A 23,005-nucleotide genomic window follows, 5' to 3' on the forward strand; every position below is an offset into this window, starting at 1 on the left:
TCAGCTCTGCGGTGTTCGGTCGTCGGGTTCGATGAAGTGGTCGAACTCGCCGGCCTGGACGCCCTTGGTGAAGGCGTCCCATTTGGTCTGGGTGGTCGTGACGATGTTGGCGGGGTCGCCGGTCTCGCGGAGGTAGACGAGTTCGTCCGGTCCGAAGGCGATCTCGATCCAGGGGCCGGGGCCCTCCTCACCCTCGGGGGCGGCGCGGACCCAGGTGAGGTCGGTGGGGATGTCAGCCATGGAGAGTGTCCTTCTTGACGGCGTGGAGGAGCGCGGCCAGGGCGGCGGTGCGGGTATGAAGTATCGCGCCGTTGGGGTCGCCGGATTCGATGAGCGCTATTGCTCCGGTCCGTGCGGCGGCTATGTGCACGCAGGCTTCGCCCTGCGCGCAGTAGGACGACTTCTGCCAGGCGTAGGCGGACATCTCGGTTCCCTTCACAGGCTCTTGGCGATCTCGTGGATGAGTTCTCGGGATTTTTCGATACCCAGTGCCGCATTGTCGAGTCGTGCGAGTAGCAGACGGTACTGCGCCAACTGGGCCTCGGCGTCGATGAACACGGGCCCGTGCGACTGGTCGAGCTGCGCGGTATCGAGGGCGGGCACCGGGCCGCGCACGTAGTACACCGACTGCCCCGAGCCCGGGTAGTGCGTGACCTCGAAGGGGATCACGCGGATGGTCGCGTGGGAATGTTCGCTCATATTGAGCAAGTGCCGGAGCTGGCCTCGGGCGGTGTCCGGACCGCCGAACCTCATCCGCAGAGCGGCCTCGTGGATGACGGCCTCGTACGGGACCGGGTCCGTCCGGTAGAGCACTTCCTGCCGCTTGACGCGATAGGAGACGCGGTGCTCGATCTCCGGTGGGGACATCTCGGGAACGGCCTGCCGGTAGATCTCCCGGGCGTGATCAATGGTCTGGAGCAGACCGGGGATATGGATGCTGTGTGCCGCGTGCAGACCGGTGCCATGGTGCTCGATCTCGGCCAGGTCCAGCAGTCCGGGCGGCAGGATTTCCCGGTACTCCTCCCACCAGCCCCGATTGCGGTCACCTGTCATGGCGGCCAGAGCATCGATCAGTGCCTGATCGGTGCAGGAGTACGTGCGGGCCGCCGCCCGTACCCGATCTGCGCTCACGCCGAAACGTGCCACCTCCATGTTGCTCAGCTGGCCCGGACTCGTGCCCAGGAGGCCCGCTGCCTGAGTGGTGGTCATTCCGGCACGTTCCCGCAGTTTGCGCAGTTCGGCGCCGAGCCGGATGCGGCGCGCGGTAGGGGCGGCTCTGCCTGCCATCTCGAAGTCTCCCCTGAAATCGGCTGAGTTGGACTGTCACTCACACGAGTGGGTTGGTGCCAGGATTCCGGTCGAATGATGAAAGTAATCCTTGCGGCAGCTTAATCTCTCGCTCAGGCCACCCGCCCGGAAGTACCCCGTTCGACGGAGCGGTCTCGTCACTGGGCAACCCGATGCGTACCCTCCAACTCTCCTCCGTGATCGGAGACTTCCATGGTCAGTGCCACGGTATCGCCGCCCTGGGCGTACACCCTTCAACTTCCGCAGGATCCCCGTGCACCCGGTGTGGCCCGTACGACCCTTCGCACCATCCTGCGCGTGCACGGCATGCGCGAACTCACCGAGATCACCGAGCTGTTGGCGAGTGAGCGGGTCGCCAACGCGTATCTGCACTCTTCGGGGGCGTACTGCCTGCGGCTGCGCGATGTCGGGCGCAGCCGTATCCGGCTGAGCGTCTGGGACACCAATCCGCACATCCCCGCCCCGTTCCGGTGGAGTGCCGAGGCCTCGGCGGAGCTGGCCGAGCGGGGGCGGGGGTTGTACCTCGTGACCCTCTATGCGGAGAGCTGGGGTGCGTACCCCATGCGTGGCGGGCTGCCGGAGCAGGGCGGGAAGCTGCTCTGGGTGGAGTGCGCGGCAAAGGGGGAGGGGTAGGCGTTTAGAGGGCGAGCGACCCGTCGGATCGCTCGCCCTGGGCGATCACGCCGGGGACTCCGGCTCGGTCAGGAGGCCGTGGACCACGGGCCGGGGAAGCGCTGCTGCGGGTACGCCTCAACGACGTGGACGGGTCGCAGGGAGGTGGGGCCGGACGGGTGGGCCCGGTCCGCGCCGACGTCCGCGTGGCCCGTGGGCGAGGCGCCGAAGACCAGGAACGACAGCGTGGACAGGGCGGCGGTGGCGGTGCGCAGGAGCACGCGGGAGTTCCCGCACGCGCGCGTGAATCGGCTCATAGCATGTCAGGAAAATATGAGCGCACGACAGTTGCGGGATTGCCCGGCGCGACGCGCTCAGAGCCGCCTGAATGGCGTACCGCTCAGGTGGTCCATGTAGGTGCCGACAGCCCGGCTGTCCGCCGCCGGTGAGATCAGGGCCACGTGATTGTCCGGGCGGACCAGGACGAGGATGTCGGTACCCGGCTCGATGCCGTACGCCGTACGGGCGTGGCCCGCCTCGTCGGCCAGATCGGCGGGGCCGCCCGCGCCCACCTCGTACGCCCGCACCGCGTCGCCGTACGCCGCTTCCGTCGCCCGCAGCGCGTCCGCCGTGCCCTGGCCGAAGCCCAGCAGGGTGAAATGCGGTCCGGCGAACGCTTCGAAGAGGCGGGTCGGTGCGCCCGTTACGGCGTCGCGGCAGGGGGCGTCCGGGGCGCGGTCGCCCGCTCGCAGACGGGGGGTGGAGCCCGTGGGGGAGAGCGAGCTCCAGCGGTAGCCACGCGTCAGGCCCGTGGTCTCGGCGGTGCCCCCCGCGTCCAGGCCGCCGCCCGGCTGCTTGATCGCTTCGAGGGTGGCCCGCAGCCGCTCGGAGGTGATGTTCAGCGTCCAGGAGGCCACGGGCAGTCGCTCCTCCTCGTACGTGTCCAGCAGCCCCGGATCCGACTGGCCGGTGACGACCCGGGCGAGCTTCCAGCCCAGGTTGAACGCGTCCTGGATCCCGGTGTTCATGCCCAGTCCGCCCGCGACGGAGTGCACATGCGCGGCGTCCCCGGCCAGCAGGACGCGGCCCACCCGGTAGCGGTCGGCCATGCGCTCGTTGACCCGGTACGTGGACAGCAGGTCGGCCCGCGTCAGATGGCTGCCCGGCAGTCCGGTGTGCCGGGCGAAGAGCCGGCGGAAGCTCTCCAGCGAGGGCGGTACGGGGGCTCCCGCCCGGTCCCGCTCCGGCCCGGCCTGGAACCACCAGCCCGACCGCGTACCCGGGATCGGGCACAGCAGCACGGCACCGTCCTCGTCGAACCACTGGTGCCAGTAGTCGCGGTCGAGGCCGTCCGCCTCCACGTCCCCGCAGACCATCATCTGCTCCTCGGTCGTCTTCCCCTCGAACGGGATGCCGAGCAGCTTGCGTACCGGGCTGTGACCGCCGTCGCACCCCACCACGTACCGTGCCGCGAGGCTCCGGCCGTCGGCGAGCGTGACGGTCACCGAGTCGGGTCCTGCCGCCAACCCGGTTGCTTCCGCGTCGAGTTCCACGTGTACGCCGTACTCCGCCAGGCGGTCCCGCAGGATCTCCTCCAGCCGCCACTGGGCGATCAGCCACCCCCGGTCGTACGGGGCGTCCGGCGTCGGGTGCGACGCCTCGAACGGGTCGGTGTCGGTGATCGGCAGCCCGTTGCGGTACTTCCGCATGGGCAGCGGCGCCGAGCCCGCCGCCAGAACTCTGTCCACGATCCCGAGGTCCTCCAGGACCTCCAGGGAACGGGGATTGGGGCCCTTGGCCCGCGAGCTGCGCGGAAACTCGGGGGACTTGTCGATGATCCGTACGGCGACGGAACGCCGGGCCAGATCGCAGGCCAGGGTCAGGCCGGTGGGGCCCGAGCCGACGATCAGCGCGTCGGTGATGGGCGCGGGGGCAGGGGTGGGCATGCGGGCTCCTCGGTCGTGGTCCGTGGACGCCCAGAGAATCGTAACTGAGTTAAAAAAGCAACCTGGTAACTAAAGTTGCCGCGTCCGCGGCCTCGCGGATGTCGTACGGGACGCGCGCCTTCGCGTGCGCTGCTGATCTTCGCTGGTCACCGCGCTGGGGTTGTGGCCGACGAGGACGAAGCGGCGCCCCCGGCCGACGGCGCCGACGGCGCCGACGGCGCCGGCTGCGCCGCAAGGGCCTGCGCCTGCGCCCTCGTCCGCCGCACCGTCCGGAACGCGTCCCAGGTCAGCAGGGTGAGCGCCAGCCACACCAGGGCGAACCCGGCCCACCGCTCCGGCGGCATCTCCTCGTGGAAGTACAGGATGCCGAGGACGAACTGGAAGACCGGTGCCAGGTACTGCAGCAGCCCCAGCGTGGAGAGCGGTACCCGGATCGCCGCCTGCCCGAACAGGACGAGCGGCGTGGCCGTGACGACCCCCGTCGCGGCCAGCAGCGCCGCGTGGCCGAGGCCCTCGGAGCCGAACGTCGAATCGCCCTGGGCGCCCAGCCACAGCAGATAGCCGAGCGCGGGCACGAACAGCACGGCGGTCTCGGCGGTGAGCGACTCCAGGCCGCCCATGTTGACCTTCTTCTTCACCAGGCCGTACGTCGCGAAGGAGAACGCCAGGGTCAGCGAGATCCACGGCGGCTGTCCGTAACCGATGGCCAGCACGAGCACCGCCGCGACGCCGGTGCCGACCGCCACCCACTGCGCGGGGCGCAGCCGTTCACCGAGGAGCAGGACGCCCATCGCGATGGTGACCAGCGGATTGATGAAGTAGCCGAGTGAGGCCTCGACGACGTGCCCGTTGTTCACGGACCAGATGTACAGACCCCAGTTGACCGTGATCACGGCCGCCGCGACCGATATCAGGCCGAGCTTCCTCGGTTGCCGTATCAGCTCGCCGATCCAGGACCAGCGGCGCAGCGCCAGCAGCGCGATGCCGACGACCCCGAGGGACCAGACCATGCGGTGGGCAAGGATCTCGATCGCGCCGGCGGGCTTCAGCAGCGGCCAGAACAGGGGGACGATGCCCCACAGGCCGTATGCGCCGATACCGGACAGCAGTCCGGCCCGTTGGTCGGTCGTCCCCTTCACGGACCCTCCCGGCATGTCTGTGTCAGCTGCTCCGCGTCGACCGATCCGTCGACTGCACGACGGTAGCGCCGGAAGGGTCTCATGTCATAGTCGTATCGTCATACGGTCATGACATGAGACCCCTGGGGTGCGGGAGGGGGGAGAGGCGGAGTTACGCCGTGGCCGCCGTCCCGGCCACCGCCGCGGCCACCGTCTCGGCGAGCGGTGTCGTCGGGCGGCCGATCAGCCGGGCCAGGTCGCCGCTCGTCCCGGCGAGCAGCCCGCGCTCGATCGCCGCGTCCACATCGACGAGGATCGCCGCGAAACCCTCGGGCACGCCGGCGCCGACCAGGATCTCCTGGTGGACGGCGGCCGGGACGTTCTTGTGGACGATCTCCTTGCCGGTGGCCCGGGCGACCTCCGCCGCGTACTCGGCGAACGACCAGGCGACATCGCCGCTCAGCTCGTAGACCGCGCCGATGTGGCCCTCGCCGGTCAGTACGGCGGCCGCCGCAGCGGCGTAGTCGGCGCGGGTGGCGGAGGCGACCCGGCCGTCGCCCGCGTTGGCGACGACGGCGCCGTGCGCCAGGACGGGGGCGAGGTTGGCGGTGTAGTTCTCGGTGTACCAGCCGTTGCGCAGGAAGGTGTGCGGCAGTCCGGAGTCCAGGATCAGCTGCTCGGTGACCTTGTGCTCGGCGGCCAGCTGGAAGTCGGCGTCGGGGCCGCCCAGTATGCCGGTGTACGCGAGCTGGGCGACGCCCGCCGCCTTGGCCGCGTCGATGACGGCGGTGTGCTGCGGCACGCGCCGGCCGACCTCGCTGCCGGAGATGAGCAGGACGCGGTCACCGGCCCGGAAGACGTCCTTGAGGGACTCCGGACGGTCGTAGTCGGCAACGCGGAGCTCGACGCCGCGGGCTGAGAGCGGGGCGGCCTTCTCCTCGTCGCGGACGGCGGCGGCGATCTCGTTCGCGGGCACGGTGGTGAGCAACTGGTCGACGACGAGACGGCCGAGCTCTCCGGTGGCTCCGGTGACAACGATGCTCATGGGGGGTTTCTCCTCTTTGGCGGCACTGGTCCTTGTTCAGGCCGATGTCACTCACTCTACGGAGTGCACTTTCCAATCGAAAGTACCCACTTTGAAGTAAGGTACTGGCATGAGCGTGAGCGACTTGAACGGGAAGCCCGATGTGAACCAGCGGATGTGCCCCTCCCGGCTGGTGCTCGAACATGTCACCAGCCGCTGGGGCGTCCTGGTCCTCGCCGCCCTGCTGGAACGCTCGTACCGCTTCAGCGAGCTGCGCCGCGAGGTCGGCGGTGTCAGCGAGAAGATGCTGGCCCAGACCCTCCAGACGCTGGAGCGCGACGGCTTCGTGCACCGGGACGCGAAACCGGTGATCCCGCCGCGGGTGGACTACTCGCTCACCGAGCTCGGCCGGGAGGCCGCCGAGCAGGTGTGGGCGCTGGCCCGCTGGACGGAGCGCCGCCTGGACGCCGTGCATGCGGCGCGCGAGACGTACGACGCGCGGAAGGCGCACGACGTGTAGGGCCACCCGGAAGCAGCGGGGAGGCAGCGGTCAGTCCGGCTGAGGCGCTCGCCCCTCCTCCAGCGCCCGCAGCGCCCGCGAGACGTCGAACGGCAGGATCGTCACCGCCACGTGCGGCAGCGGCGCCAGCGTCTTCGCCATCTGCTCGCCCGTGCCCCGGTGCAGCAGCTTCCCGAGCACGTTGCGGTACGTACGCCGGGGGACCAGCACCGTCAGCCAGGTGTTCCCGTCCTCCGTGGTGCGGACCGCCAGCTGCCGCATCGCCTTGCGCAGCCGCCGGTCCGGGCACGCCACCAGCTCCAGGGACACGGTCGTGGCGGCCGTCGACTCCCACCGCGCGGCCAGCCGTCTGCCGTACGCCTCGTCGATCGCGAAGTGCACCGCCCGGATCTCGTCCGGACGCAGCTCATGGGCGTACCGCAGGGCCTTCAGCGTCGCCAGGTCGAGCGACTCGACGAGCACGAAGACCAGATGGCGGCGGGCCCGGGCACGGTCGGCGCCCGGAGCATGGATGCTCTGCAGCGCGGCCGCCTCGCGCCGGTACTCGCGGTTGATCCGCGTCAGTGCCCAGACCCCGAGCGGGAAGACCACCACGACCAGCCAGGCACCCTCGGTGAACTTGGTGACCGCGAAGATCAGCACGATGGCGGCCGAGATGAACGCGGTGAGCCCGTTGACCGCGATCTTCAGCCGACGGTGCGGCTCCCGGCGCCGCAGGTGGTACGCGGTGAGACCGGCCCCGGCCATGGTGAACGCGGTGAACACGCCGATCGCGTACAGCGCCACCAGCCTGTCCACGCTGGCGCCGGTCGCCAGGAGCAGCGCCAGCGAGACGACGGTCAGCGAGATGATGCCGTTGGAGAACGCCAGCCGGTGCCCGCGCCGGGTCAGCACGCGCGGCAGGAACCGGTCCTCGGCGACGAAACTGGCGAGGTACGGGAAGCCGGTGAACGGGGTGTTGGCGCCGGTGTAGAGGATCAGCGCGGTCGCCAGCTGTACGAAGACGAGCCCGGCCGTACCGGCCGGCCCGCTGCCGAACGCGAGGTGGGCCTCCTGCGCGATCACGGTGGGGGTGCCGTCCTCGTACGGCACCGCGTGGGTGAAGTGCGCCAGCGTGGACACGCCCAGCACGAGGGTGCCGAGCACCGCGCTCATGGCGATGAGGGTGCGGCGGGCATTGCGGCCCTGGGGTTCACGCAACGTGGAGATGCCGTTGGAGATCGCTTCGAGCCCGGTGAGGGACGAGCCGCCGTTGGCGAACGAGCGCAGCACGATGAAGAGCGAGGCGCCGTAGAGCCAGCCGTTGCCCGGGGTGCCGAGCGGCACGACCCCGGCGGCGTGCAGATCGGCGTGCGGCAGCTCGCCGAAGATCCCGCGCAGCGCGGCGACGAGGAGGACGAGGCCGATGGCGGCCATGAAGAGGTAGGCGGGCAGCGCGAAGGCCCGGCCCGCCTCGCGGACCCCGCGCAGATTCCCGTACGCGAGCAGCACGATGACGGCTACGGAGACCGGTAGCTGGAGATGGTCCAGGCCGGTGAAGCTGTTGCCGATCAGATGGGCGAGCGAGATCAGCGCGTTGGTGCCGGCCGAGACCTGCACGGCGACGGTGACGATGTAGTCGACCAGCAGCGCCACGGCGGCGATCTGCGCGATGTTCGGCCCGAAGTTCTCCCGGGCGACGACGTACGAACCGCCGGCCCGGGTGTAGATCATCACGACATCGCTGTAGCAGAGCGTCACGAGCAGCAGCACCAGCAGGATCGCACCGGTCACCGGCAGGAGCAGCGTGAAGGCGGCGACACCGACGACGGGTACCAGGACCCGGAGCATCTCCTCGGAGCCGTACGCGGTCGAACTGATGCAGTCGGAGGCGAGCACCCCGAGCGCCGTCCGGTTGTTGAGCTTCTCCTGGCTGATGCGCTCGGTGGTGAGCGCTCTGCCGAGCAGACGCCGCTTGATGCGGTACGCGGGGCGGTCCAGGGTCATGGCCACATGGTGCGCGGTGGCCGGTCGCACCCCTGGTCGCAAACGCCGGACGGGCCGAAATTCAGCCCGTCCGGCGAGGCGGCGCACCCCTGCGGGGGCCCGTCAGCCGACGACCGTCCAGTTGTCGTTGCCCGCGAGCAGTGCGGCCAGGTCGCCCTTGCCGTTCTGTTCGACGGCGGTGTCGAGCTGTTCGGCCATCTGTGCGTCGTAGACCGGCCGGTCGATGCTGCGCAGCACCCCGATGGGGGTCTGGTGCAGGGTGTCGGGATCGGCGAGCCGGGACAGCGCGAAGGCCGTGGTGGGGCTGGCGGCGTGGGCGTCGTGGACGAGGACCTGCGACCGGTTCTCCTCGGTGACCGTGACGACCTTGAGGTCCCCGGTGGCCGGGTCGCGGACCACGCCCTTGGTGTCGTCCGTGCCGAACAGGATCGGCCGGCCGTGCTCCAGTCGGATGACGGCGTTCTGTGCCTGGTCCTTGTCCTTGAGGATCTCGAAGGCGCCGTCGTTGAAGATGTTGCAGTTCTGGTAGATCTCCACCAGCGCCGTGCCCGGGTGGTCGGCCGCCGCGCGCAGCACGCTCGTGAGGTGCTTGCGGTCGGAGTCGATGGTGCGGGCGACGAAGGACGCCTCCGCGCCGATGGCCAGGGACACCGGGTTGAAAGGGGCGTCGAGCGAGCCCATCGGCGTCGACTTGGTGATCTTGCCGATCTCGGAGGTGGGGGAGTACTGGCCCTTGGTGAGTCCGTAGATCCGGTTGTTGAAGAGCAGGATCTTGAGGTTCACGTTGCGGCGCAGCGCGTGGATGAGGTGGTTGCCGCCGATGGACAGCGCGTCGCCGTCGCCCGTGACGACCCAGACCGACAGGTCGCGGCGGGAGGAGGCGAGGCCGGTGGCGATGGCCGGGGCGCGGCCATGGATCGAGTGCATCCCGTAGGTGTTCATGTAGTACGGGAAGCGGGAGCTGCAGCCGATGCCGGAGACGAAGACGATGTTCTCCTTCGCCAGTCCGAGCTCGGGCATGAAGCCCTGTACGGCGGCGAGGACCGCGTAGTCACCGCAGCCGGGGCACCAGCGCACCTCCTGGTCGGACTTGAAGTCCTTCATGGACTGCTTGGCCTCGGCCTTGGGCACCAGTTGGAGAAGTTCGTTGGTGTCAGGCATCGATGGCCTCCTTGAGAGCCGTCGCAAGCTGTTCGGCCTTGAACGGCATACCGTTGACCTGGTTGTAACTGTGCGCGTCGACGAGGTACTTGGCCCGGACGAGCGTGGCGAGCTGGCCCAGGTTCATCTCCGGCACGACCACCTTGTCGTAACGCTTCAGCACCTCGCCGAGATTCCTCGGGAAGGGGTTGAGGTTGCGCAGGTGGGCCTGGGCGATGGGGTGTCCGGCGGCGCGCAGCCGGCGCACGGCGGCGGTGATGGGGCCGTAGGTCGAGCCCCAGCCCAGCACGAGCGTCCGCGCGTCGGCCGGGTCGTCGACGTCGAGGTCGGGGACCTCGATGCGGTCGATCTTGGCCTGGCGGGTGCGGACCATGAAGTCGTGGTTGGCGGGGTCGTAGGAGATGTTGCCGCTGCCGTCCTGCTTCTCGATGCCGCCGATGCGGTGTTCGAGGCCGGGGGTGCCGGGGATCGCCCACGGGCGGGCCAGGGTCTGCGGGTCGCGCTTGTACGGCCAGAACACCTCGGTGCCGTCGGCCAGTTCGTGGTTCGGGCCGGTGGCGAACCGGACGCGCAGGTCGGGGAGTTCGTCGATCTCGGGGATCTTCCACGGCTCGGAGCCGTTGGCGAGGTAGCCGTCGGAGAGCAGGAAGACCGGGGTGCGGTAGGTCAGCGCGATCCGGGCGGCGTCGAGCGCGGCGTCGAAGCAGTCCGCCGGGGTCTTCGGGGCGACGATCGGGACCGGGGCCTCGCCGTTGCGCCCGTACATCGCCTGGAGCAGGTCGGCCTGCTCGGTCTTGGTGGGCAGGCCGGTGGACGGGCCGCCGCGCTGGATGTCGATGACGATCAGCGGCAGTTCGAGGGAGACGGCGAGCCCGATGGTCTCCGACTTCAGGGCCACACCCGGCCCGGAGGTCGTCGTCACCGCGAGGGACCCGCCGAACGCGGCGCCCAGCGCGGCACCGATGCCCGCGATCTCGTCCTCGGCCTGGAAGGTGCGTACACCGAAGTTCTTGTGCTTGCTGAGCTCGTGCAGGATGTCGGAGGCCGGGGTGATCGGGTACGAGCCCAGGTAGAGCGGCAGATCCGCCTGCCGGCCTGCGGCGATCAGACCGTAGGACAGCGCCAGGTTCCCGGAGATGTTGCGGTACGTGCCGGTCGGGAAGGCCTGCGAGGCCGGCGCCACCTCGTAGCTGACCGCGAAGTCCTCGGTCGTCTCCCCGAAGTTCCACCCGGCCCGGAACGCGGCCACGTTCGCCTCGGCGATCTGCGGCTTCTTCGCGAACTTGGCGCGAAGAAACGCCTCGGTTCCCTCGGTCGGCCGGTGGTACATCCAGGAGAGCAGCCCGAGCGCGAACATGTTCTTCGAGCGCTCGGCCTCCTTGCGGGAGAGCCCGAACTCCTTCAGCGCCTCGATCGTCAGCGTGGTCAGCGGCACCGGATGGACGTTGTACGCCTCCAGCGAGCCGTCCTCCAGCGGGCTGGTCTCGTAGCCGACCTTCGCCATCGGACGCTTGGTGAACTCATCGGTGTTGACGATGATTTCGGCGCCGCGCGGCACGTCGCCGAGGTTCGCCCTGAGGGCGGCCGGGTTCATTGCGACCAGGACGTTCGGGGCGTCGCCCGGCGTCAGGATGTCGTGATCGGCGAAATGCAGCTGGAACGAGGAAACCCCCGGCAGGGTGCCTGCTGGGGCGCGGATCTCGGCGGGGAAGTTCGGCAGCGTGGAAAGATCGTTCCCGAAGGAAGCGGTCTCCGAGGTGAAACGGTCACCCGTGAGCTGCATACCGTCTCCGGAGTCACCCGCGAAACGGATGATCACCCGGTCCAGACGGCGGATCTCCTTCTCGCCGGCGCCCGCGTGACCGGGGCGGGGGGCACGCTGTCCCCCGACGAGCGCCTCGCTGGCCTCATCGGCCTGTTCGGCTGGGCTACTGACCTGGCTGGTCACTGAACTGGACCTCCCTCGGGGCGGCGGCTCGGGACCCGCCGGCCCGCCGGCGGTCCCAAGGCCCACCCTACGTCGGTAAGGGTCGCCTTCCCTGGACCGATCATATGGTGGACGTCGTTTTGAGACGCGATTTGATGGTGATTTGTCATGTTTCGCAAGCCCCCCGGCCGTTCGACGAAGACGCTGTGCACTCATTCTTTGGTTCTAGGACCCCCGGGCCGCTCTCCGAATCCGGGGCCCAGGTCACCGCGGCGGCCGACGCCGGCCCCCGCGGTGACCTCGGTGATTCGCGCGCCCCTCAGTAGGTATCTGACAGGGTGTCAGCTCTTCAGGAGTTCAGGTAGGTCAACACCGCCAGCACCCGGCGGTGATCCCCGTCACTGGGCGACAGGCCCAGCTTCAGGAAGATATTGCTGACGTGCTTCTCCACGGCGCCGTCGCTCACCACCAGCTGCCTGGCCACCGCGGAGTTCGTCCGCCCCTCCGCCATCAGGCCGAGCACCTCGCGCTCGCGCGGTGTCAGCCCGGCCAGGACGTCCTGCTTACGGCTCCGGCCCAGCAGCTGCGCCACCACCTCCGGGTCCAGCGCCGTGCCGCCCTGCGCCACCCGGACCACGGCGTCCACGAACTCCCGGACCTCGGCGACCCGGTCCTTCAGCAGATACCCCACCCCCCGGGTGGATCCGGCCAGCAGCTCGGTCGCGTACTGCTCCTCGACGTACTGCGAAAGGACCAGCACCCCGATCCCCGGATAGTCCTTGCGCAGCCGCACGGCCGCCCGCACGCCCTCGTCGGTGTGGGTCGGCGGCATCCGCACGTCGGCGACCACCACATCGGGCAGCGCGTCCTGTCCGGCGAGATCGCGCACCGTCTTGATCAGTGCCTCGGCGTCTCCCACCCCGGCGACGACGTCATGCCCGAGATCGGTCAGCAGTCGGGTGAGCCCCTCCCGGAGCAGTACCGAATCCTCGGCGATGACTACCCGCACCCTGTCCTCCACCATGACGCTGTTTCCCCCACTGTTCGTTGGTTCTGCCCGTACGGCTTCCAGCATCCCAGTATCGGCAGTGCCGTGTCCCCGGCCGCCGTACGAGCTCGGAATCGAGCCGGTGGGCGGCCGGGGACCGGGGGTGGTGAAAGGGGTCGTGACCTGGGGGTTTCCCGTCACGGCGCCATGGGTGTGCGCTCAGCCGCGCCACGGCAACTCGGCCGTGATCCGCGTCGGGCCGCCCGGCGGCGAATCCACGACGAGGACGCCGTCCACCGCTTCCAGCCGCTCGGTCAGCCCGGCCAGTCCGCTCCCGGACGACACATCGGCGCCGCCGCGCCCGTTGTCGACGACCTGGACCAGCAGCCGGTCCGTGGTCCGCCACACATCGACCGACGCATGGGTCGCGTGGGCGTGCTTGCTCACGTTCTGCAGCAGCTCCGAGACCGTGAAGTACGCGATGCCCTCGATGGCCTGGGCGGGCCGGGAGGCCAGGTCCACCTCGACCGTCACGGGGACGGTGCAGCGGGAGGCGATGGCGGAGAGCGCGGCGTCGAGTCCTCGGTCGGTGAGGACGGCGGGGTGGATGCCGCGGGCGAGGTCGCGGAGTTCCTGGAGGGCGACCTTGACCTCGCCGTGGGCCTCGTCGACCATGCGGGCGGCGGCCTCGGGGTCGTCGGTCAGTTTCTCCTTCGCCAGGCCCAGGTCCATGGCGAGGGCGACGAGGCGGGCCTGTGCGCCGTCGTGCAGGTCGCGCTCGATGCGGCGCAGGTCGGCGGCGGCCGTGTCGACGACCACCCCGCGGTCCGACTCCAGCTCCGAGACGCGCGTCGCCAGCCGGGACGGCCCGAGCAGCCCGGCCACCATCAGCCGGTCCACGCCCGCCAGACCACGGATGATCCACGGAGTGACGAGGACGAGTACCAGGCCGCAGACACTGGTCGCGACCAGATCGAAGGAGGAGTCCAGGTAGACCTGATGGGTGCTGTCGCCGTACAGCTGGATGCCGTCGATCCCCACGTACGACGGGAAGACCCACTGCCACAGCGGGTAGGTGAGAGTGGCCCACCCGCACGTCCAGAGCGTCAGCGAGACGGTGAAGGCGAAGACCGCCCACGGGAAGTGCAGCAGCGTGTAGAGCAGGTGTCGCCAGGAGGCCCCGCTCCCCAGAACCGCGCCCACCCAGGACATCAGGCCGCTGGTCTTGCCGCGCACCGGCGCCGGGGCCGCCACGTCCAGCTTCAGCAGCCCACGCGCCCGTGCCCGCTCCAGTGCGCCGAACCCCCGACACATGACCAGCGTGCCGGCCAGGATCGGGATGCCGAGAAAGGTGATCAGCATCCCGGTGCCCAGGGCGGTCAGGGTGATCGAGAGGCAGAACAGCACCGAGCTGATCGGCAGGCTCAGCAGGAGATAGCCGAACTCGCGCCACGTCCTGCCCTCGAAAGGAGCGCGCAGCGCGGCCGGGAAGAAGTGCTTCTCCGGGGGATGGTCCCCGAAACCGGCTCCGGACCGCTGGTGGTCCCGAGTGTCCGGTCCATATGCCGTCGCCATGGGTGCTGTCCGTTTCTTCTCGGCGGTCCGCGATGCGGTCGGGGGTTTGGGCTTCGGGTTCCCCGGGGCCCGGAATCCGGCACTCCGGGGTCCGGAATTCCGGGGCGGCGGCCGACGCCCCGGTGATTCGGGGCTCCGGCCGCTCCATCAAGGATGCTGGGCCGCGGGCCGGCGCACCATGAGGGCGGTATCCCTCTTCGACCGGGGGTTTTCCCCACCTGCCGAGGTCGGCCGGGGAGCACCCGCCCCGGAGAGCTTGCCGGATCGGGCGGGATCGTGCCGGGCCGGGTCGGGTCCGGGGCGGGAACGTGCCGGTCGGTCCGGGGCGGGATTCGGCCGGTCCGCACGGGATCGGCTCGGCCCGAGGCGGGGTGGGGTGGGCCGAGGCGGGCTCGGCCCGAGGCGGGGTGGCCCGAGGCGGGGTCGGCCCGAGGCGGGGCCGGGTCGGAGCGGGGGCCGGGTCGGGCCTTACGAGCGCTTGGCCGCCCGGGTGCGGTTCGGCTCCTTCTCCGCCTCCCGGTCCCGCCAGGGCAGTTCCGCGGTGACCGTAGTGGGCCCGCCGACCGGCGAGTCGAGGACGAACAGCCCGTCGACGGCACCCAGTCGTTCGGCCAGCCCGGCCATGCCCGTACCGCCGTCCATCCGGGCCCCGCCCCGCCCGTCGTCGGTGGCCTGGATCAGCAGCCGGTCGGCCGACCGCCACACCTCGACGGACGCCGAGCGGGCGGCGCTGTGCTTGCTCACGTTCTGCAGCAGCTCCGAGACCGTGAAGTACGCGATGCCCTCGATGGCCTGGGCGGGCCGGGAGACCAGATCCACCCCCACCGTCACGGGGACGGTGCAGCGGGAGGCGATGGCGGAGAGCGCGGCGTCTAGTCCTCGGTCGGTGAGGACGGCGGGATGGATGCCGCGGGCGAGGTCGCGGAGTTCCTGGAGGGCGACCTTGACCTCGCCGTGGGCCTCGTCGACCATGCGGGCGGCGGCCTCGGGGTCGTCGGTCAGTTTCTCCTTCGCCAGGCCCAGGCCCATGGCGAGGGCGACGAGGCGGGCCTGTGCGCCGTCGTGCAGGTCGCGCTCGATGCGGCGCAGGTCGGCGGCGGCCGTGTCGACGACCACCCCGCGGTCCGACTCCAGCTCGGCGATCCTGCGCTCCAGCTCGTCGGAGGGCGACAGCAGCCCGCGCGCCATCGCCCGGTCGGCATTGGCGAGGAACCGCGCGACAAAGGGGAGCACCGGCCACAGCAGGAAGAGGCTCACCAGCCCCACGACGAACGTGAGTACGCCCCAGGGCAGCCGGATGAAGGAGTACAGCACCGCCCGCCAGCCCACCGGGTCCATCAGGCTCGACCACAGCCAGGGAAAGAAGCCCTGCTCGCGGCGGGACAGAACCGTCGGGCTCGGCTCGTCGATCCACACCCCGAGCATCGCCCGCGCCCGGCCCCGCTCGGCCCGGCCGATCAGCCGGGCTCCCTGCAGTCCGGCGGCGAGCAGAGGGAGACCGATCACCGTGACCGCAAGCCCCACCCCGACGGCGATCACGAACGCTGTGTAAACAAACCCGGCCACGGCCATGGGGAGGTTGGCCAGGAGATAGCCGATCTCCTTCCATGTCCACCGATCGAGGGCGAAGCGGGCGGGCGGTGGCCGGTCGTTGTCGGGCACCGGGGGGCTCATGGTCATGGGCCCCAGCCTGCCCGGCGACGCCCGCGCGTGCCATGGGGCTCGTGGGTGGCGTGAAGTAGGGATAACCCCACCTGTTGTCCGATGCGGCTGCTTACCCTCCCTTTAACAGGGCCTAGACTCCCGTGCGTACAGATCGTCGAACAGGTTTGAGGGAGCGAGGGGCGGACGTGGCGGACCTGCCGGAATCGACCGTTCTCGCGTCGGACTACTTCCACGGCTATTCAGTGGTCGGACTGCTCGCCGTGATCGGCGTGTTGTTCGTCGCGGTGGCCTTCGGGGCCGGCCGACTGCTGCGCCCCGTGGTTCCCACGCCGGAGAAACTCCTGACGTACGAGTGCGGCGTGGACCCGGTGGGTGAAGGATGGGCACATACCCAGGTCCGTTATTACGTCTATGCCTTCCTGTACGTGATCTTCGCCGTCGACTCGATCTTCCTGTTTCCGTGGGCGACCGTATTCGCCGCGCCCGGATACGGGGCGACGACTCTGGTGGAAATGTTCATCTTCCTCGGTTTCCTGGCCGTAGGACTGCTCTACGCATGGAAGAAGGGCGTCCTCGAATGGACGTGACGAGCCCGCCGCCCCCCGAGCACCGCCCCGCAACGCGATCGGGGACGGAGCCGGCGCCCGGGGCGAGGCCCGAACCGCAGCCCGCGACGGCGCCCGAACCGCAGCCCGCTCCGACGTTCCTGCCGGAGCCCAAGCGGCTCGGCGTCCTGTCGCGCCTGGCCCCCGAGCCGATGAAGGTGGTCCTGAACTGGGGCCGCCGCTACAGCCTGTGGGTCTTCAACTTCGGGCTCGCCTGCTGCGCCATCGAATTCATCGCCGCCTCCATGGCCCGGCACGACTTCATCCGGCTCGGTGTGATCCCCTTCGCGCCCGGTCCGCGCCAGGCCGACCTCATGATCGTTTCCGGCACGGTGACGGACAAGATGGCCCCGGCCGTGAAGCGGCTGTACGAGCAGATGCCCGAGCCCAAGTACGTCATCTCCTTCGGCGCCTGCTCCAACTGCGGCGGCCCGTACTGGGACTCGTACTCCGTGACGAAGGGCGTCGACCAGATCATTCCGGTCGATGTCTACGTACCCGGCTGCCCGCCCCGGCCCGAGGCGCTCCTCCAGGGCATCCTCAAGCTTCAGGAGAAGATCGCCCGCGAGTCGCTGGGCGAGCGGTACACGACCGGCGGCGGCCGTCCCTCCACCGCCGCACTGCGCAGCGGACTGGTGGCCGCCCCGCCGACACCGGGGGAGGACCGCACATGACCGACGCCCCTGCCGTCGACGCCTACGACCGTCTCCCGGATGCCGCAGCCGAGCTCTTCGGCGAAGAGGCGACGGCCGAGTACGCGTACGACCTGCTGACCGTCGACGTACCGGCCGCCTCCTGGATCGCCGCCCTCGAAACGGCCCGCGACGCGCTGGGCTGCACCTACTTCGACTGGCTGAGCGCGGTCGACGAGCCGGGCACGGGCTTCCGCGTCTGCGCGCACGTCGCCGCCCTGGCCGAGGGCAGGGTCCGCCGGCTCCTGATCCGTACGACCGTCGCTCACGACGCGGCGGTCCTTCCCACCGCCATCGACGTCTACGCCGGCGCCGCCTGGCACGAGCGCGAGACACACGAGATGTTCGGCATCGGCTTCGAGGGCCACCCGCATCTGGTGCCGCTGCTGCTGCCGGAGGGGTTCGAGGGCCACCCGCTGCGCAAGGACTTCGTGCTGGCGGCACGCGTCGCGAAGGCCTGGCCGGGCGCGAAGGAGCCGGGCGAGTCCGAGCACGGCGGCCCGAAGCGGCGCACGATGCTGCCGCCCGGCGTCCCGGACCCGAACGAATGGGGCCCCCTGAAGGGCCAGCTCCCGCCCGCCCCGTCCCGCCCGGCCCGTACCCCGCGCGCGGCGGGTGACCGCCCGGTGCGCCGCGCCCGCAGCGTGAGCGAGGGCTCGGCGAGCCGGCAGCCGGAGCCGACAGCGCCGACGGCCGGGGCCACGCCTCCCGCGACTCCGCGTCGCACCCGGAGCGCGTCCCAGGGCTCGGCGAGCCAGCAGCGCGATCCGGCGAAGCCGGCCACGACCGCACCGGCCACAACTGCATCGGCCACGGCTGCACCGGCAGCATCCGCACCGGCCGCATCCGCACCGGCCACGGCTGCACCGGCAGCATCCGCACCGGCCGCATCCGCACCGGCCACGACTGCCCCGGCAGCATCCGCACCGGCCGCATCCGGGACGACACCGACGGGATCGACCTCGGGCAGCACAGCCCAGGCCCAGGACCAGGCGGCCCAGGACCAGGCAGGTCCGGGCGGGTCGGCCCAGGAGCCGTCGCGGAAGAAACCGGCGCCGAGACCAGGAAACAGCGACGCCCCCTGGCACCACGCCCGCCCGGCCTACGCCGCCACCCCCGAGCCCGAACCGTCCCCCACCGACGGATCCGAGCCCGAACCGTCCCCCACCGACGCCCCTGAACCCGAACCGTCCTCCACGGGTGCCCGCGACGAGGCGGCCCCCGACCAGCCCACCATCCCGGCCCCGGATCCAGCGTCCGAGCTGAACCCCGACCGTCCTGCCGGAGGCGATGACGCGTGAACGACGTACTCGACGTCGCCCTCCGGCTCGTCATCGTCTTTGCCGTGTTCATGGTCCTCCCGCTCGTCGTGGGGCAGACCGAGCACAAGGTGATGGCCCATATGCAGGGCCGTCTGGGACCCATGTACGCGGGCGGCTTCCACGGCTGGGCCCAGCTCGTCGCGGACGGCGTGAAGTTCGCGCAGAAGGAAGACATCGTCCCGGCCGAGGCCGACCGCCGCATCTTCCAGCTCGCACCGGCCGTCGCCCTGCTTCCGTACCTCCTCGTGCTCGTCGCCATCCCGATCGGCCCCGGCGAGGGCGCGGTCGGACAGGTCGTCGACGCGGGCATCTTCTTCGTGCTCGCCGTGATGGGCGTCGGAGTGCTGGGCTCGCTGATGGCGGGCTGGGCCTCGGCCAACAAGTTCTCCCTCCTCGGGGGCCTCCGTACCGCCGCCCAACTGCTCGCCTACGAACTGCCGATGCTGCTCGCCGCCGCGTCCGTGGCCATGGCCGCCGGCACCGTCTCCCTCCCAGGCATCCTCAACGCGTTCCAGTGGTGGTGGCTGCCCTGGCAGATCGTCGGCGCCCTGGTCTTCTTCGTGGCCGGGCTCGCCGAGCTGCAGCGCCCGCCGTTCGACATGCCGGTCGCCGACTCGGAGATCATCTTCGGTGCGTACACCGAGTACACCGGCCTGCGCTTCGCGCTGTTCCTGCTGGCCGAGTATGCGGGCATCGTCGTCCTGAGCGGACTGACCGCCGTCCTCTTCCTCGGCGGCTGGCACGGCCCGTTCGGCGCCGACGGCCTCGGCTGGGTCTGGACGCTCCTCAAGACCGCGGTCCTCGCCTTCGTCGTCATCTGGCTGCGCGTGAGCTATCCCCGGCTCCGTGAGGACCAGCTGCAGAAGCTCGCCTGGACCACGCTCATCCCGCTCGCTCTCGCGCAGATCGCGCTCACCGGCATCGTGAAGGTGGCGATCAACTGATGGCTGAGCCGCTTCCGACCTCCCGGCCTCGCATCCCCGGCTCCGGCCTGGCCAAGGGCCTGGCCGTCACTCTGCGGACGATGACGAGGAAATCGGTCACCGCGCAGTACCCGGACGTCCAGCCCGAGCTCCCGCCCCGCTCCCGCGGAGTCATCGCCCTGTTCGAGGAGAACTGCACGGTCTGCATGCTCTGCGCCCGTGAATGCCCGGACTGGTGCATCTACATCGACTCCCACAAGGAGACGGTGCCCGCCGCCACTCCGGGCGGCCGTGAGCGCAGCCGCAACGTCCTCGACCGTTTCGCGATCGACTTCTCGCTCTGCATGTACTGCGGTATCTGTATCGAGGTGTGTCCCTTCGACGCACTGTTCTGGTCGCCGGAGTTCGAGTACGCGGAGACGGACATCCTCGAACTCACCCATGAGCGCGACAAGCTCCGCGAGTGGATGTGGACGGTGCCGGAACCGCCCGCGCTCGACCCGGGCGCCGAGGAACCGAAGGAGATCGCCGCTGCCCGCAAGACGGCGGAGAAGCTCGAAGCCCAGCGGCTCAAGGAAGCCGAACAGGCACAGCAGGCGCAGGAAGCCCAGCAGTGCCAGCAGGTCCCGACGGAAGAAGAGGGGGAGGAGTGACACTCGCAGCCGCCGCGGCCGAATCCGCCCACTCCGGCTTCCTCTCACCGACCGGCATCGAGATCGCTTTCGTCCTCGTCGGCATCGCCACCCTCGGCGCGGCCCTCGTCACCGTCACGACCAGGCAGCTGGTGCACGCCGCCCTCTGGCTGGTCGTGGCGCTCGGTGGTCTCGCCGTCGAGTACCTCCTGCTCACCGCGGAGTTCATCGCCTGGGTGCAGGTACTGATCTATGTCGGTTCCGTGGTCGTCCTCCTGCTCTTCGGACTGATGCTCACCAGGGCCCCCATCGGCCGCTCCCCGGACGCCGACTCGGGCAACCGCTGGGCGGCCCTCGGCGTGGCGGCGGCCGCAGCCGGCACGCTCGTCTGGGTCGTCGTCGATGCCTTCCGCACCACCTGGATCGACCTGGACGGACCGGCCCAGGGCTCGACCGAGGCAACCGGCTCCTTCCTCTTCCGGCACTGGGTGCTGCCGTTCGAAGCACTCTCCGTGCTGCTGCTCGCCGCCCTCGTCGGCGCGATCGTCCTGTCCCGCAAGCGCGGTAAGGAGCAGAGCTGATGCACCTCGCCTATCCCGCCGTGCTCGCCGCCCTCCTCTTCTGCACCGGGCTGTACGGAGTGCTCGCCCGCCGCAACGCGATCCTGGTCCTGATGTCCGTCGAGCTGATGCTCAACGCCGTCAACCTCAACCTGGTCGCCTTCGACGTCTGGCTCCGCGACACCCTCCACTCCGGCCAGGCCCTCACGCTGTTCACCATCGCCATCGCGGCGGCGGAGACCGGCATCGGCCTGGCGATCGTTCTCGCCGTTTACCGCAACCGCGGCAGCTCCGACGTCGACCGCCTCCGCGACACCGCCGAGACCGACGCCGCCGAATCCCTCCCCGGCGACGAGACCATCGGCACCGAAGACCAGGCCACTGCTGCGGCAGGGAAGGCAAAGAAGGCAGAGGCCACCGCGTGACCACCACGACCCTCGCCGTCCTCGTCCCCCTCCTTCCGTTCCTGGGCGCCGCGGCCGGTCTCCTTCTCGGACGCCGCGCGCCCGGCTATGTACGCCCGCTGGCCGTACTGCCCACGCTCACCGCCTTCGTGCTCACTGCCGTCATCGCCTCCCGCCAGGGCGGCGGACCGGCCATCGACGCGGCCACCCGGCTCACCCCCACCGGCTCGGTCCCCATCGACCTCGCCCTGCACCTCGACGGCTTCGCCGTTCTCGTCGCCGTCCTGGTGGGGCTCGTCGCGACCTGCGTGCAGATCTACTCGACCGCCTATCTGCGCGACGATCCCCGCTACCCCTCGTACGCGGCCCTCGTCTCCCTCTTCACCTCCGCGATGCTGCTCGTCGTCTACTCCGGCGACCTGATGGTGCTGCTGGTCGGCTGGGAGATCATGGGCATCTGCTCGTACTTCCTCGTCGGCCACTACTGGGAGACGGCCGAAGCCCGCGCGGCCTCCCTGAAGGCCTTCCTGGTCACCAAGCTCGGCGACGTCCCCTTCCTGATCGGTCTGTTCGCGCTCGCCGCCGACGCCGGCTCGTTCCGCATCACGCGCATCCTGGGCGCCGTCGCCAACGGCGGCCTGGACCACCCCACGCTCATCGCCCTGCTGCTCCTCGCGGGCGTCGCCGGCAAGTCCGCCCAGTTCCCCCTGCACACCTGGCTGCCCGACGCGATGGCCGGCCCCACCCCCGTCTCCGCGCTGATCCACGCCGCGACGATGGTCGCCGCCGGTATCTACTTCGTGGCCCGGCTCCTGCCCGTCTTCGCCCAGTCCGGCGCGGCCCTCGTCGTCCTCGCCGTGATGGCGGCGATCACGATGATCGGCTCGGGACTCGCCGCCCTCGCCCAGGACGACATCAAGCGCGTCCTCGCGTACTCGACGATCGGCCAGCTCGGCTACATGTCCGGCGCGCTGGCCGTCGGCGACCGCGGCGCCGCCGTCTTCCACCTCCTGTCCCACGGTGCGTTCAAGGCCGTCCTCTTCCTTGCTGCGGGCGTCGTCATCCACGCCGCCGGGACGAACTCGCTGGCCGCCATGTCCCGCATGGGCGGCCTGGCGAAGCGCATCCCGGACGCCTGCTGGACGATGACCGTCGCCCTGCTCGCGCTCGCCGCCATCCCGCCGTTCGCCGGCTTCTTCTCCAAGGAAGCCGTCCTCGTCGCCGCCGAGCACACCGCGCTCGGGGACCGGCACGTCGCCCCGGCCGCCGCCGGCTGGACCGTTCTCGCCGCCGGACTGCTCGCCGCCGTCCTCACCGCCGCCTACGCCACCCGTCTCTGGCTCCTCGCCTTCCGGGGCCGCGGCGCCGAAGCCCCCGACCACGGCAGGCAGCCCGTTGCGATGACCGCCGTCCTCTGGGTCCTCGCCGTCCCCACCATCGCCTTCGGGCTGACCGTCGGAGCGATCACCCACTGGTTCGACGGGCACAGCCTCAGCCCGTCCCTGACCACCGCCGTCCTCTCCACGGGCGTCGGACTCGTCGGCGGCCTCGTCACGTACGGCGCCTGGCGCCACACCTCGGCGCTCGCCGCCCGCACCGCGGCGGGCATGGTCGTCGCTCACCCCGAAGCCGAACCCGCCCTCGTCGAAGCCCAGGCGATGACCGCCCACACAGCCGCCTACGGCGCGGACGGGGAGGTCCCCGACCCGGCCGACCCCGGCCGCCTGCTGCTCGGTCCGCTGCACCGTCACGCCGCCGCCGGCTTCCACCTCGACGCCTTGTACACGACGCTGTTCGTCCGCCCCGTCGAAGCCGCGGCGAGTCTCGTCAGCTTCCTGGACCGCGAGGTCATCGACACCTACGTACGCGGCTCCGGCACCGGCGCACGCTGGCTCGGCACCGCCGTCCGCCGCGCCCAGACCGGCAATGTGCAGACCTATCTCAGCGCACTCCTCGCCGGTTCCCTGGTCCTGGCGGTCGCCGCCGTCGTCTTCGCCACCATCAACGCCGGGTCGTGAGCCGTGATCGATATCAGCG

At 70.5% G+C, this 23,005-nt stretch carries 23 protein-coding genes; 10 read left to right on the forward strand and 13 right to left on the reverse strand.

Translation table 11 applies throughout. The features are described from left to right. The 3 genes from ABZ826_RS02970 to ABZ826_RS02980 are packed head-to-tail and all read right to left on the reverse strand — an operon-like array spanning position 1 to position 1,287. On the reverse strand, positions 1-240 hold the full coding sequence (locus ABZ826_RS02970) for a DUF397 domain-containing protein (RefSeq protein WP_361441267.1): 240 nt from the start codon (positions 238-240) through the stop codon (positions 1-3). Beyond that, a complete protein-coding gene (locus tag ABZ826_RS02975; protein ID WP_361441270.1) occupies positions 233-424 on the reverse strand; it encodes a DUF397 domain-containing protein in 192 nt (63 codons plus the stop codon). The genes ABZ826_RS02970 and ABZ826_RS02975 overlap by 8 nt, the downstream gene beginning before the upstream one ends. Before the next feature lie 11 nt (positions 425-435). Continuing rightward, complete coding sequence (locus ABZ826_RS02980) at positions 436-1,287, reverse strand: helix-turn-helix transcriptional regulator (protein WP_361441273.1); 852 nt, start codon at positions 1,285-1,287, stop codon at positions 436-438. A 213-nt stretch (positions 1,288-1,500) separates the two neighbouring features. Here ABZ826_RS02980 and ABZ826_RS02985 point away from each other — a divergent pair, with 213 nt between their 5' ends. Next, entirely contained in the window at positions 1,501-1,941 is a 441-nt protein-coding gene (locus ABZ826_RS02985; RefSeq protein WP_361441276.1) for an ATP-binding protein, read from the forward strand. Between the two features lie 68 nt (positions 1,942-2,009). On the opposite strand, the gene ABZ826_RS02990 is transcribed toward ABZ826_RS02985, so the two are convergent. The 4 genes from ABZ826_RS02990 to ABZ826_RS03005 form a co-directional block, all read right to left on the reverse strand. After that, the gene (locus tag ABZ826_RS02990; protein ID WP_361441279.1) at positions 2,010-2,237 is read right to left on the reverse strand and encodes a hypothetical protein; all 228 of its coding nucleotides are present in this window, start codon (positions 2,235-2,237) and stop codon (positions 2,010-2,012) included. 57 nt (positions 2,238-2,294) lie between these two features. Then, entirely contained in the window at positions 2,295-3,866 is a 1,572-nt protein-coding gene (locus tag ABZ826_RS02995) for an FAD-dependent monooxygenase (RefSeq protein ID WP_361441282.1), read from the reverse strand. A 146-nt stretch (positions 3,867-4,012) separates the two neighbouring features. Further along, positions 4,013-5,005 carry an EamA family transporter RarD gene (gene rarD / locus ABZ826_RS03000; protein WP_361441285.1) on the reverse strand — a complete coding sequence of 331 codons (993 nt, stop codon included), beginning with the start codon at positions 5,003-5,005 and terminating at the stop codon, positions 4,013-4,015. Between the two features lie 151 nt (positions 5,006-5,156). Continuing rightward, the gene (locus ABZ826_RS03005) at positions 5,157-6,029 is read right to left on the reverse strand and encodes an SDR family oxidoreductase (RefSeq protein WP_361441288.1); all 873 of its coding nucleotides are present in this window, start codon (positions 6,027-6,029) and stop codon (positions 5,157-5,159) included. A 109-nt stretch (positions 6,030-6,138) separates the two neighbouring features. Here ABZ826_RS03005 and ABZ826_RS03010 point away from each other — a divergent pair, with 109 nt between their 5' ends. Continuing rightward, positions 6,139-6,528: a helix-turn-helix domain-containing protein gene (locus tag ABZ826_RS03010; protein WP_361441290.1), complete on the forward strand. Its 390-nt coding sequence runs from the start codon at positions 6,139-6,141 to the stop codon at positions 6,526-6,528. 30 nt (positions 6,529-6,558) lie between these two features. On the opposite strand, the gene ABZ826_RS03015 is transcribed toward ABZ826_RS03010, so the two are convergent. The 6 genes from ABZ826_RS03015 to ABZ826_RS03040 all read right to left on the reverse strand — a co-directional run bounded on the left by ABZ826_RS03015 (position 6,559) and on the right by ABZ826_RS03040 (position 15,845). Continuing rightward, the gene (locus ABZ826_RS03015) at positions 6,559-8,514 is read right to left on the reverse strand and encodes an APC family permease (RefSeq protein ID WP_361441293.1); all 1,956 of its coding nucleotides are present in this window, start codon (positions 8,512-8,514) and stop codon (positions 6,559-6,561) included. Between the two features lie 102 nt (positions 8,515-8,616). Then, positions 8,617-9,675 carry a 2-oxoacid:ferredoxin oxidoreductase subunit beta gene (locus tag ABZ826_RS03020; protein ID WP_361441296.1) on the reverse strand — a complete coding sequence of 353 codons (1,059 nt, stop codon included), beginning with the start codon at positions 9,673-9,675 and terminating at the stop codon, positions 8,617-8,619. Then, positions 9,668-11,623, reverse strand: coding sequence for a 2-oxoacid:acceptor oxidoreductase subunit alpha (locus ABZ826_RS03025; RefSeq protein ID WP_361441299.1), 1,956 nt, complete (start codon positions 11,621-11,623; stop codon positions 9,668-9,670). Before ABZ826_RS03025 ends, ABZ826_RS03020 begins: the two co-directional genes overlap by 8 nt. 328 nt (positions 11,624-11,951) lie before the next feature. Further along, positions 11,952-12,626: a response regulator transcription factor gene (locus ABZ826_RS03030; protein ID WP_361441302.1), complete on the reverse strand. Its 675-nt coding sequence runs from the start codon at positions 12,624-12,626 to the stop codon at positions 11,952-11,954. A gap of 183 nt (positions 12,627-12,809) precedes the next feature. After that, on the reverse strand, positions 12,810-14,165 hold the full coding sequence (locus ABZ826_RS03035) for a sensor domain-containing protein (RefSeq protein WP_361441305.1): 1,356 nt from the start codon (positions 14,163-14,165) through the stop codon (positions 12,810-12,812). Positions 14,166-14,633: 468 nt separating this feature from the next. Continuing rightward, positions 14,634-15,845 carry a sensor domain-containing protein gene (locus ABZ826_RS03040; protein WP_361441308.1) on the reverse strand — a complete coding sequence of 404 codons (1,212 nt, stop codon included), beginning with the start codon at positions 15,843-15,845 and terminating at the stop codon, positions 14,634-14,636. Positions 15,846-16,015: 170 nt separating this feature from the next. Between ABZ826_RS03040 and ABZ826_RS03045 the strand changes: the two genes are divergently transcribed. From ABZ826_RS03045 to ABZ826_RS03080, 8 genes are read left to right on the forward strand one after another with little or no spacing between them, the layout of a single operon-like run. Further along, complete coding sequence (locus ABZ826_RS03045; protein ID WP_189544080.1) at positions 16,016-16,417, forward strand: NADH-quinone oxidoreductase subunit A; 402 nt, start codon at positions 16,016-16,018, stop codon at positions 16,415-16,417. After that, complete coding sequence (nuoB, locus tag ABZ826_RS03050; RefSeq protein WP_361441311.1) at positions 16,408-17,109, forward strand: NADH-quinone oxidoreductase subunit NuoB; 702 nt, start codon at positions 16,408-16,410, stop codon at positions 17,107-17,109. Before ABZ826_RS03045 ends, nuoB begins: the two co-directional genes overlap by 10 nt. Further along, a complete protein-coding gene (locus ABZ826_RS03055; protein ID WP_361441314.1) occupies positions 17,106-18,428 on the forward strand; it encodes an NADH-quinone oxidoreductase subunit C in 1,323 nt (440 codons plus the stop codon). The genes nuoB and ABZ826_RS03055 overlap by 4 nt, the downstream gene beginning before the upstream one ends. Further along, a complete protein-coding gene (locus ABZ826_RS03060) occupies positions 18,425-19,393 on the forward strand; it encodes a complex I subunit 1 family protein (RefSeq protein ID WP_361441317.1) in 969 nt (322 codons plus the stop codon). Before ABZ826_RS03055 ends, ABZ826_RS03060 begins: the two co-directional genes overlap by 4 nt. Next, complete coding sequence (locus ABZ826_RS03065; RefSeq protein WP_361441320.1) at positions 19,393-20,025, forward strand: NADH-quinone oxidoreductase subunit I; 633 nt, start codon at positions 19,393-19,395, stop codon at positions 20,023-20,025. Before ABZ826_RS03060 ends, ABZ826_RS03065 begins: the two co-directional genes overlap by 1 nt. Beyond that, positions 20,022-20,585, forward strand: coding sequence for an NADH-quinone oxidoreductase subunit J (locus ABZ826_RS03070; protein ID WP_361441322.1), 564 nt, complete (start codon positions 20,022-20,024; stop codon positions 20,583-20,585). The genes ABZ826_RS03065 and ABZ826_RS03070 overlap by 4 nt, the downstream gene beginning before the upstream one ends. After that, complete coding sequence (nuoK, locus tag ABZ826_RS03075) at positions 20,585-20,989, forward strand: NADH-quinone oxidoreductase subunit NuoK (protein WP_361441325.1); 405 nt, start codon at positions 20,585-20,587, stop codon at positions 20,987-20,989. The genes ABZ826_RS03070 and nuoK overlap by 1 nt, the downstream gene beginning before the upstream one ends. Further along, positions 20,986-22,986: an NADH-quinone oxidoreductase subunit L gene (locus ABZ826_RS03080; RefSeq protein WP_361441328.1), complete on the forward strand. Its 2,001-nt coding sequence runs from the start codon at positions 20,986-20,988 to the stop codon at positions 22,984-22,986. The genes nuoK and ABZ826_RS03080 overlap by 4 nt, the downstream gene beginning before the upstream one ends. Positions 22,987-23,005: the final 19 nt, after the last annotated feature.

Source organism: Streptomyces sp. NPDC047515 (genome assembly GCF_040643055.1).
GTDB lineage: Bacteria > Actinomycetota > Actinomycetes > Streptomycetales > Streptomycetaceae > Streptomyces.

What these genes read in the sequence shown, in the direction of transcription:
- ABZ826_RS02970 (WP_361441267.1), bottom strand. Translation starts at nt 240, where the DNA reads ATGGCTGACATCCCCACCGACCTCACCTGGGTCCGCGCCGCCCCCGAG.
- ABZ826_RS02975 (WP_361441270.1), bottom strand. Translation starts at nt 424, where the DNA reads ATGTCCGCCTACGCCTGGCAGAAGTCGTCCTACTGCGCGCAGGGCGAA.
- ABZ826_RS02980 (WP_361441273.1), bottom strand. Translation starts at nt 1,287, where the DNA reads ATGGCAGGCAGAGCCGCCCCTACCGCGCGCCGCATCCGGCTCGGCGCC.
- ABZ826_RS02985 (WP_361441276.1), top strand. Translation starts at nt 1,501, where the DNA reads ATGGTCAGTGCCACGGTATCGCCGCCCTGGGCGTACACCCTTCAACTT.
- ABZ826_RS02990 (WP_361441279.1), bottom strand. Translation starts at nt 2,237, where the DNA reads ATGAGCCGATTCACGCGCGCGTGCGGGAACTCCCGCGTGCTCCTGCGC.
- ABZ826_RS02995 (WP_361441282.1), bottom strand. Translation starts at nt 3,866, where the DNA reads ATGCCCACCCCTGCCCCCGCGCCCATCACCGACGCGCTGATCGTCGGC.
- ABZ826_RS03005 (WP_361441288.1), bottom strand. Translation starts at nt 6,029, where the DNA reads ATGAGCATCGTTGTCACCGGAGCCACCGGAGAGCTCGGCCGTCTCGTC.
- ABZ826_RS03010 (WP_361441290.1), top strand. Translation starts at nt 6,139, where the DNA reads ATGAGCGTGAGCGACTTGAACGGGAAGCCCGATGTGAACCAGCGGATG.
- ABZ826_RS03015 (WP_361441293.1), bottom strand. Translation starts at nt 8,514, where the DNA reads ATGACCCTGGACCGCCCCGCGTACCGCATCAAGCGGCGTCTGCTCGGC.
- ABZ826_RS03020 (WP_361441296.1), bottom strand. Translation starts at nt 9,675, where the DNA reads ATGCCTGACACCAACGAACTTCTCCAACTGGTGCCCAAGGCCGAGGCC.
- ABZ826_RS03030 (WP_361441302.1), bottom strand. Translation starts at nt 12,626, where the DNA reads ATGGTGGAGGACAGGGTGCGGGTAGTCATCGCCGAGGATTCGGTACTG.
- ABZ826_RS03035 (WP_361441305.1), bottom strand. Translation starts at nt 14,165, where the DNA reads ATGGCGACGGCATATGGACCGGACACTCGGGACCACCAGCGGTCCGGA.
- ABZ826_RS03040 (WP_361441308.1), bottom strand. Translation starts at nt 15,845, where the DNA reads ATGACCATGAGCCCCCCGGTGCCCGACAACGACCGGCCACCGCCCGCC.
- nuoB (WP_361441311.1), top strand. Translation starts at nt 16,408, where the DNA reads ATGGACGTGACGAGCCCGCCGCCCCCCGAGCACCGCCCCGCAACGCGA.
- ABZ826_RS03055 (WP_361441314.1), top strand. Translation starts at nt 17,106, where the DNA reads ATGACCGACGCCCCTGCCGTCGACGCCTACGACCGTCTCCCGGATGCC.
- ABZ826_RS03065 (WP_361441320.1), top strand. Translation starts at nt 19,393, where the DNA reads ATGGCTGAGCCGCTTCCGACCTCCCGGCCTCGCATCCCCGGCTCCGGC.
- nuoK (WP_361441325.1), top strand. Translation starts at nt 20,585, where the DNA reads ATGCACCTCGCCTATCCCGCCGTGCTCGCCGCCCTCCTCTTCTGCACC.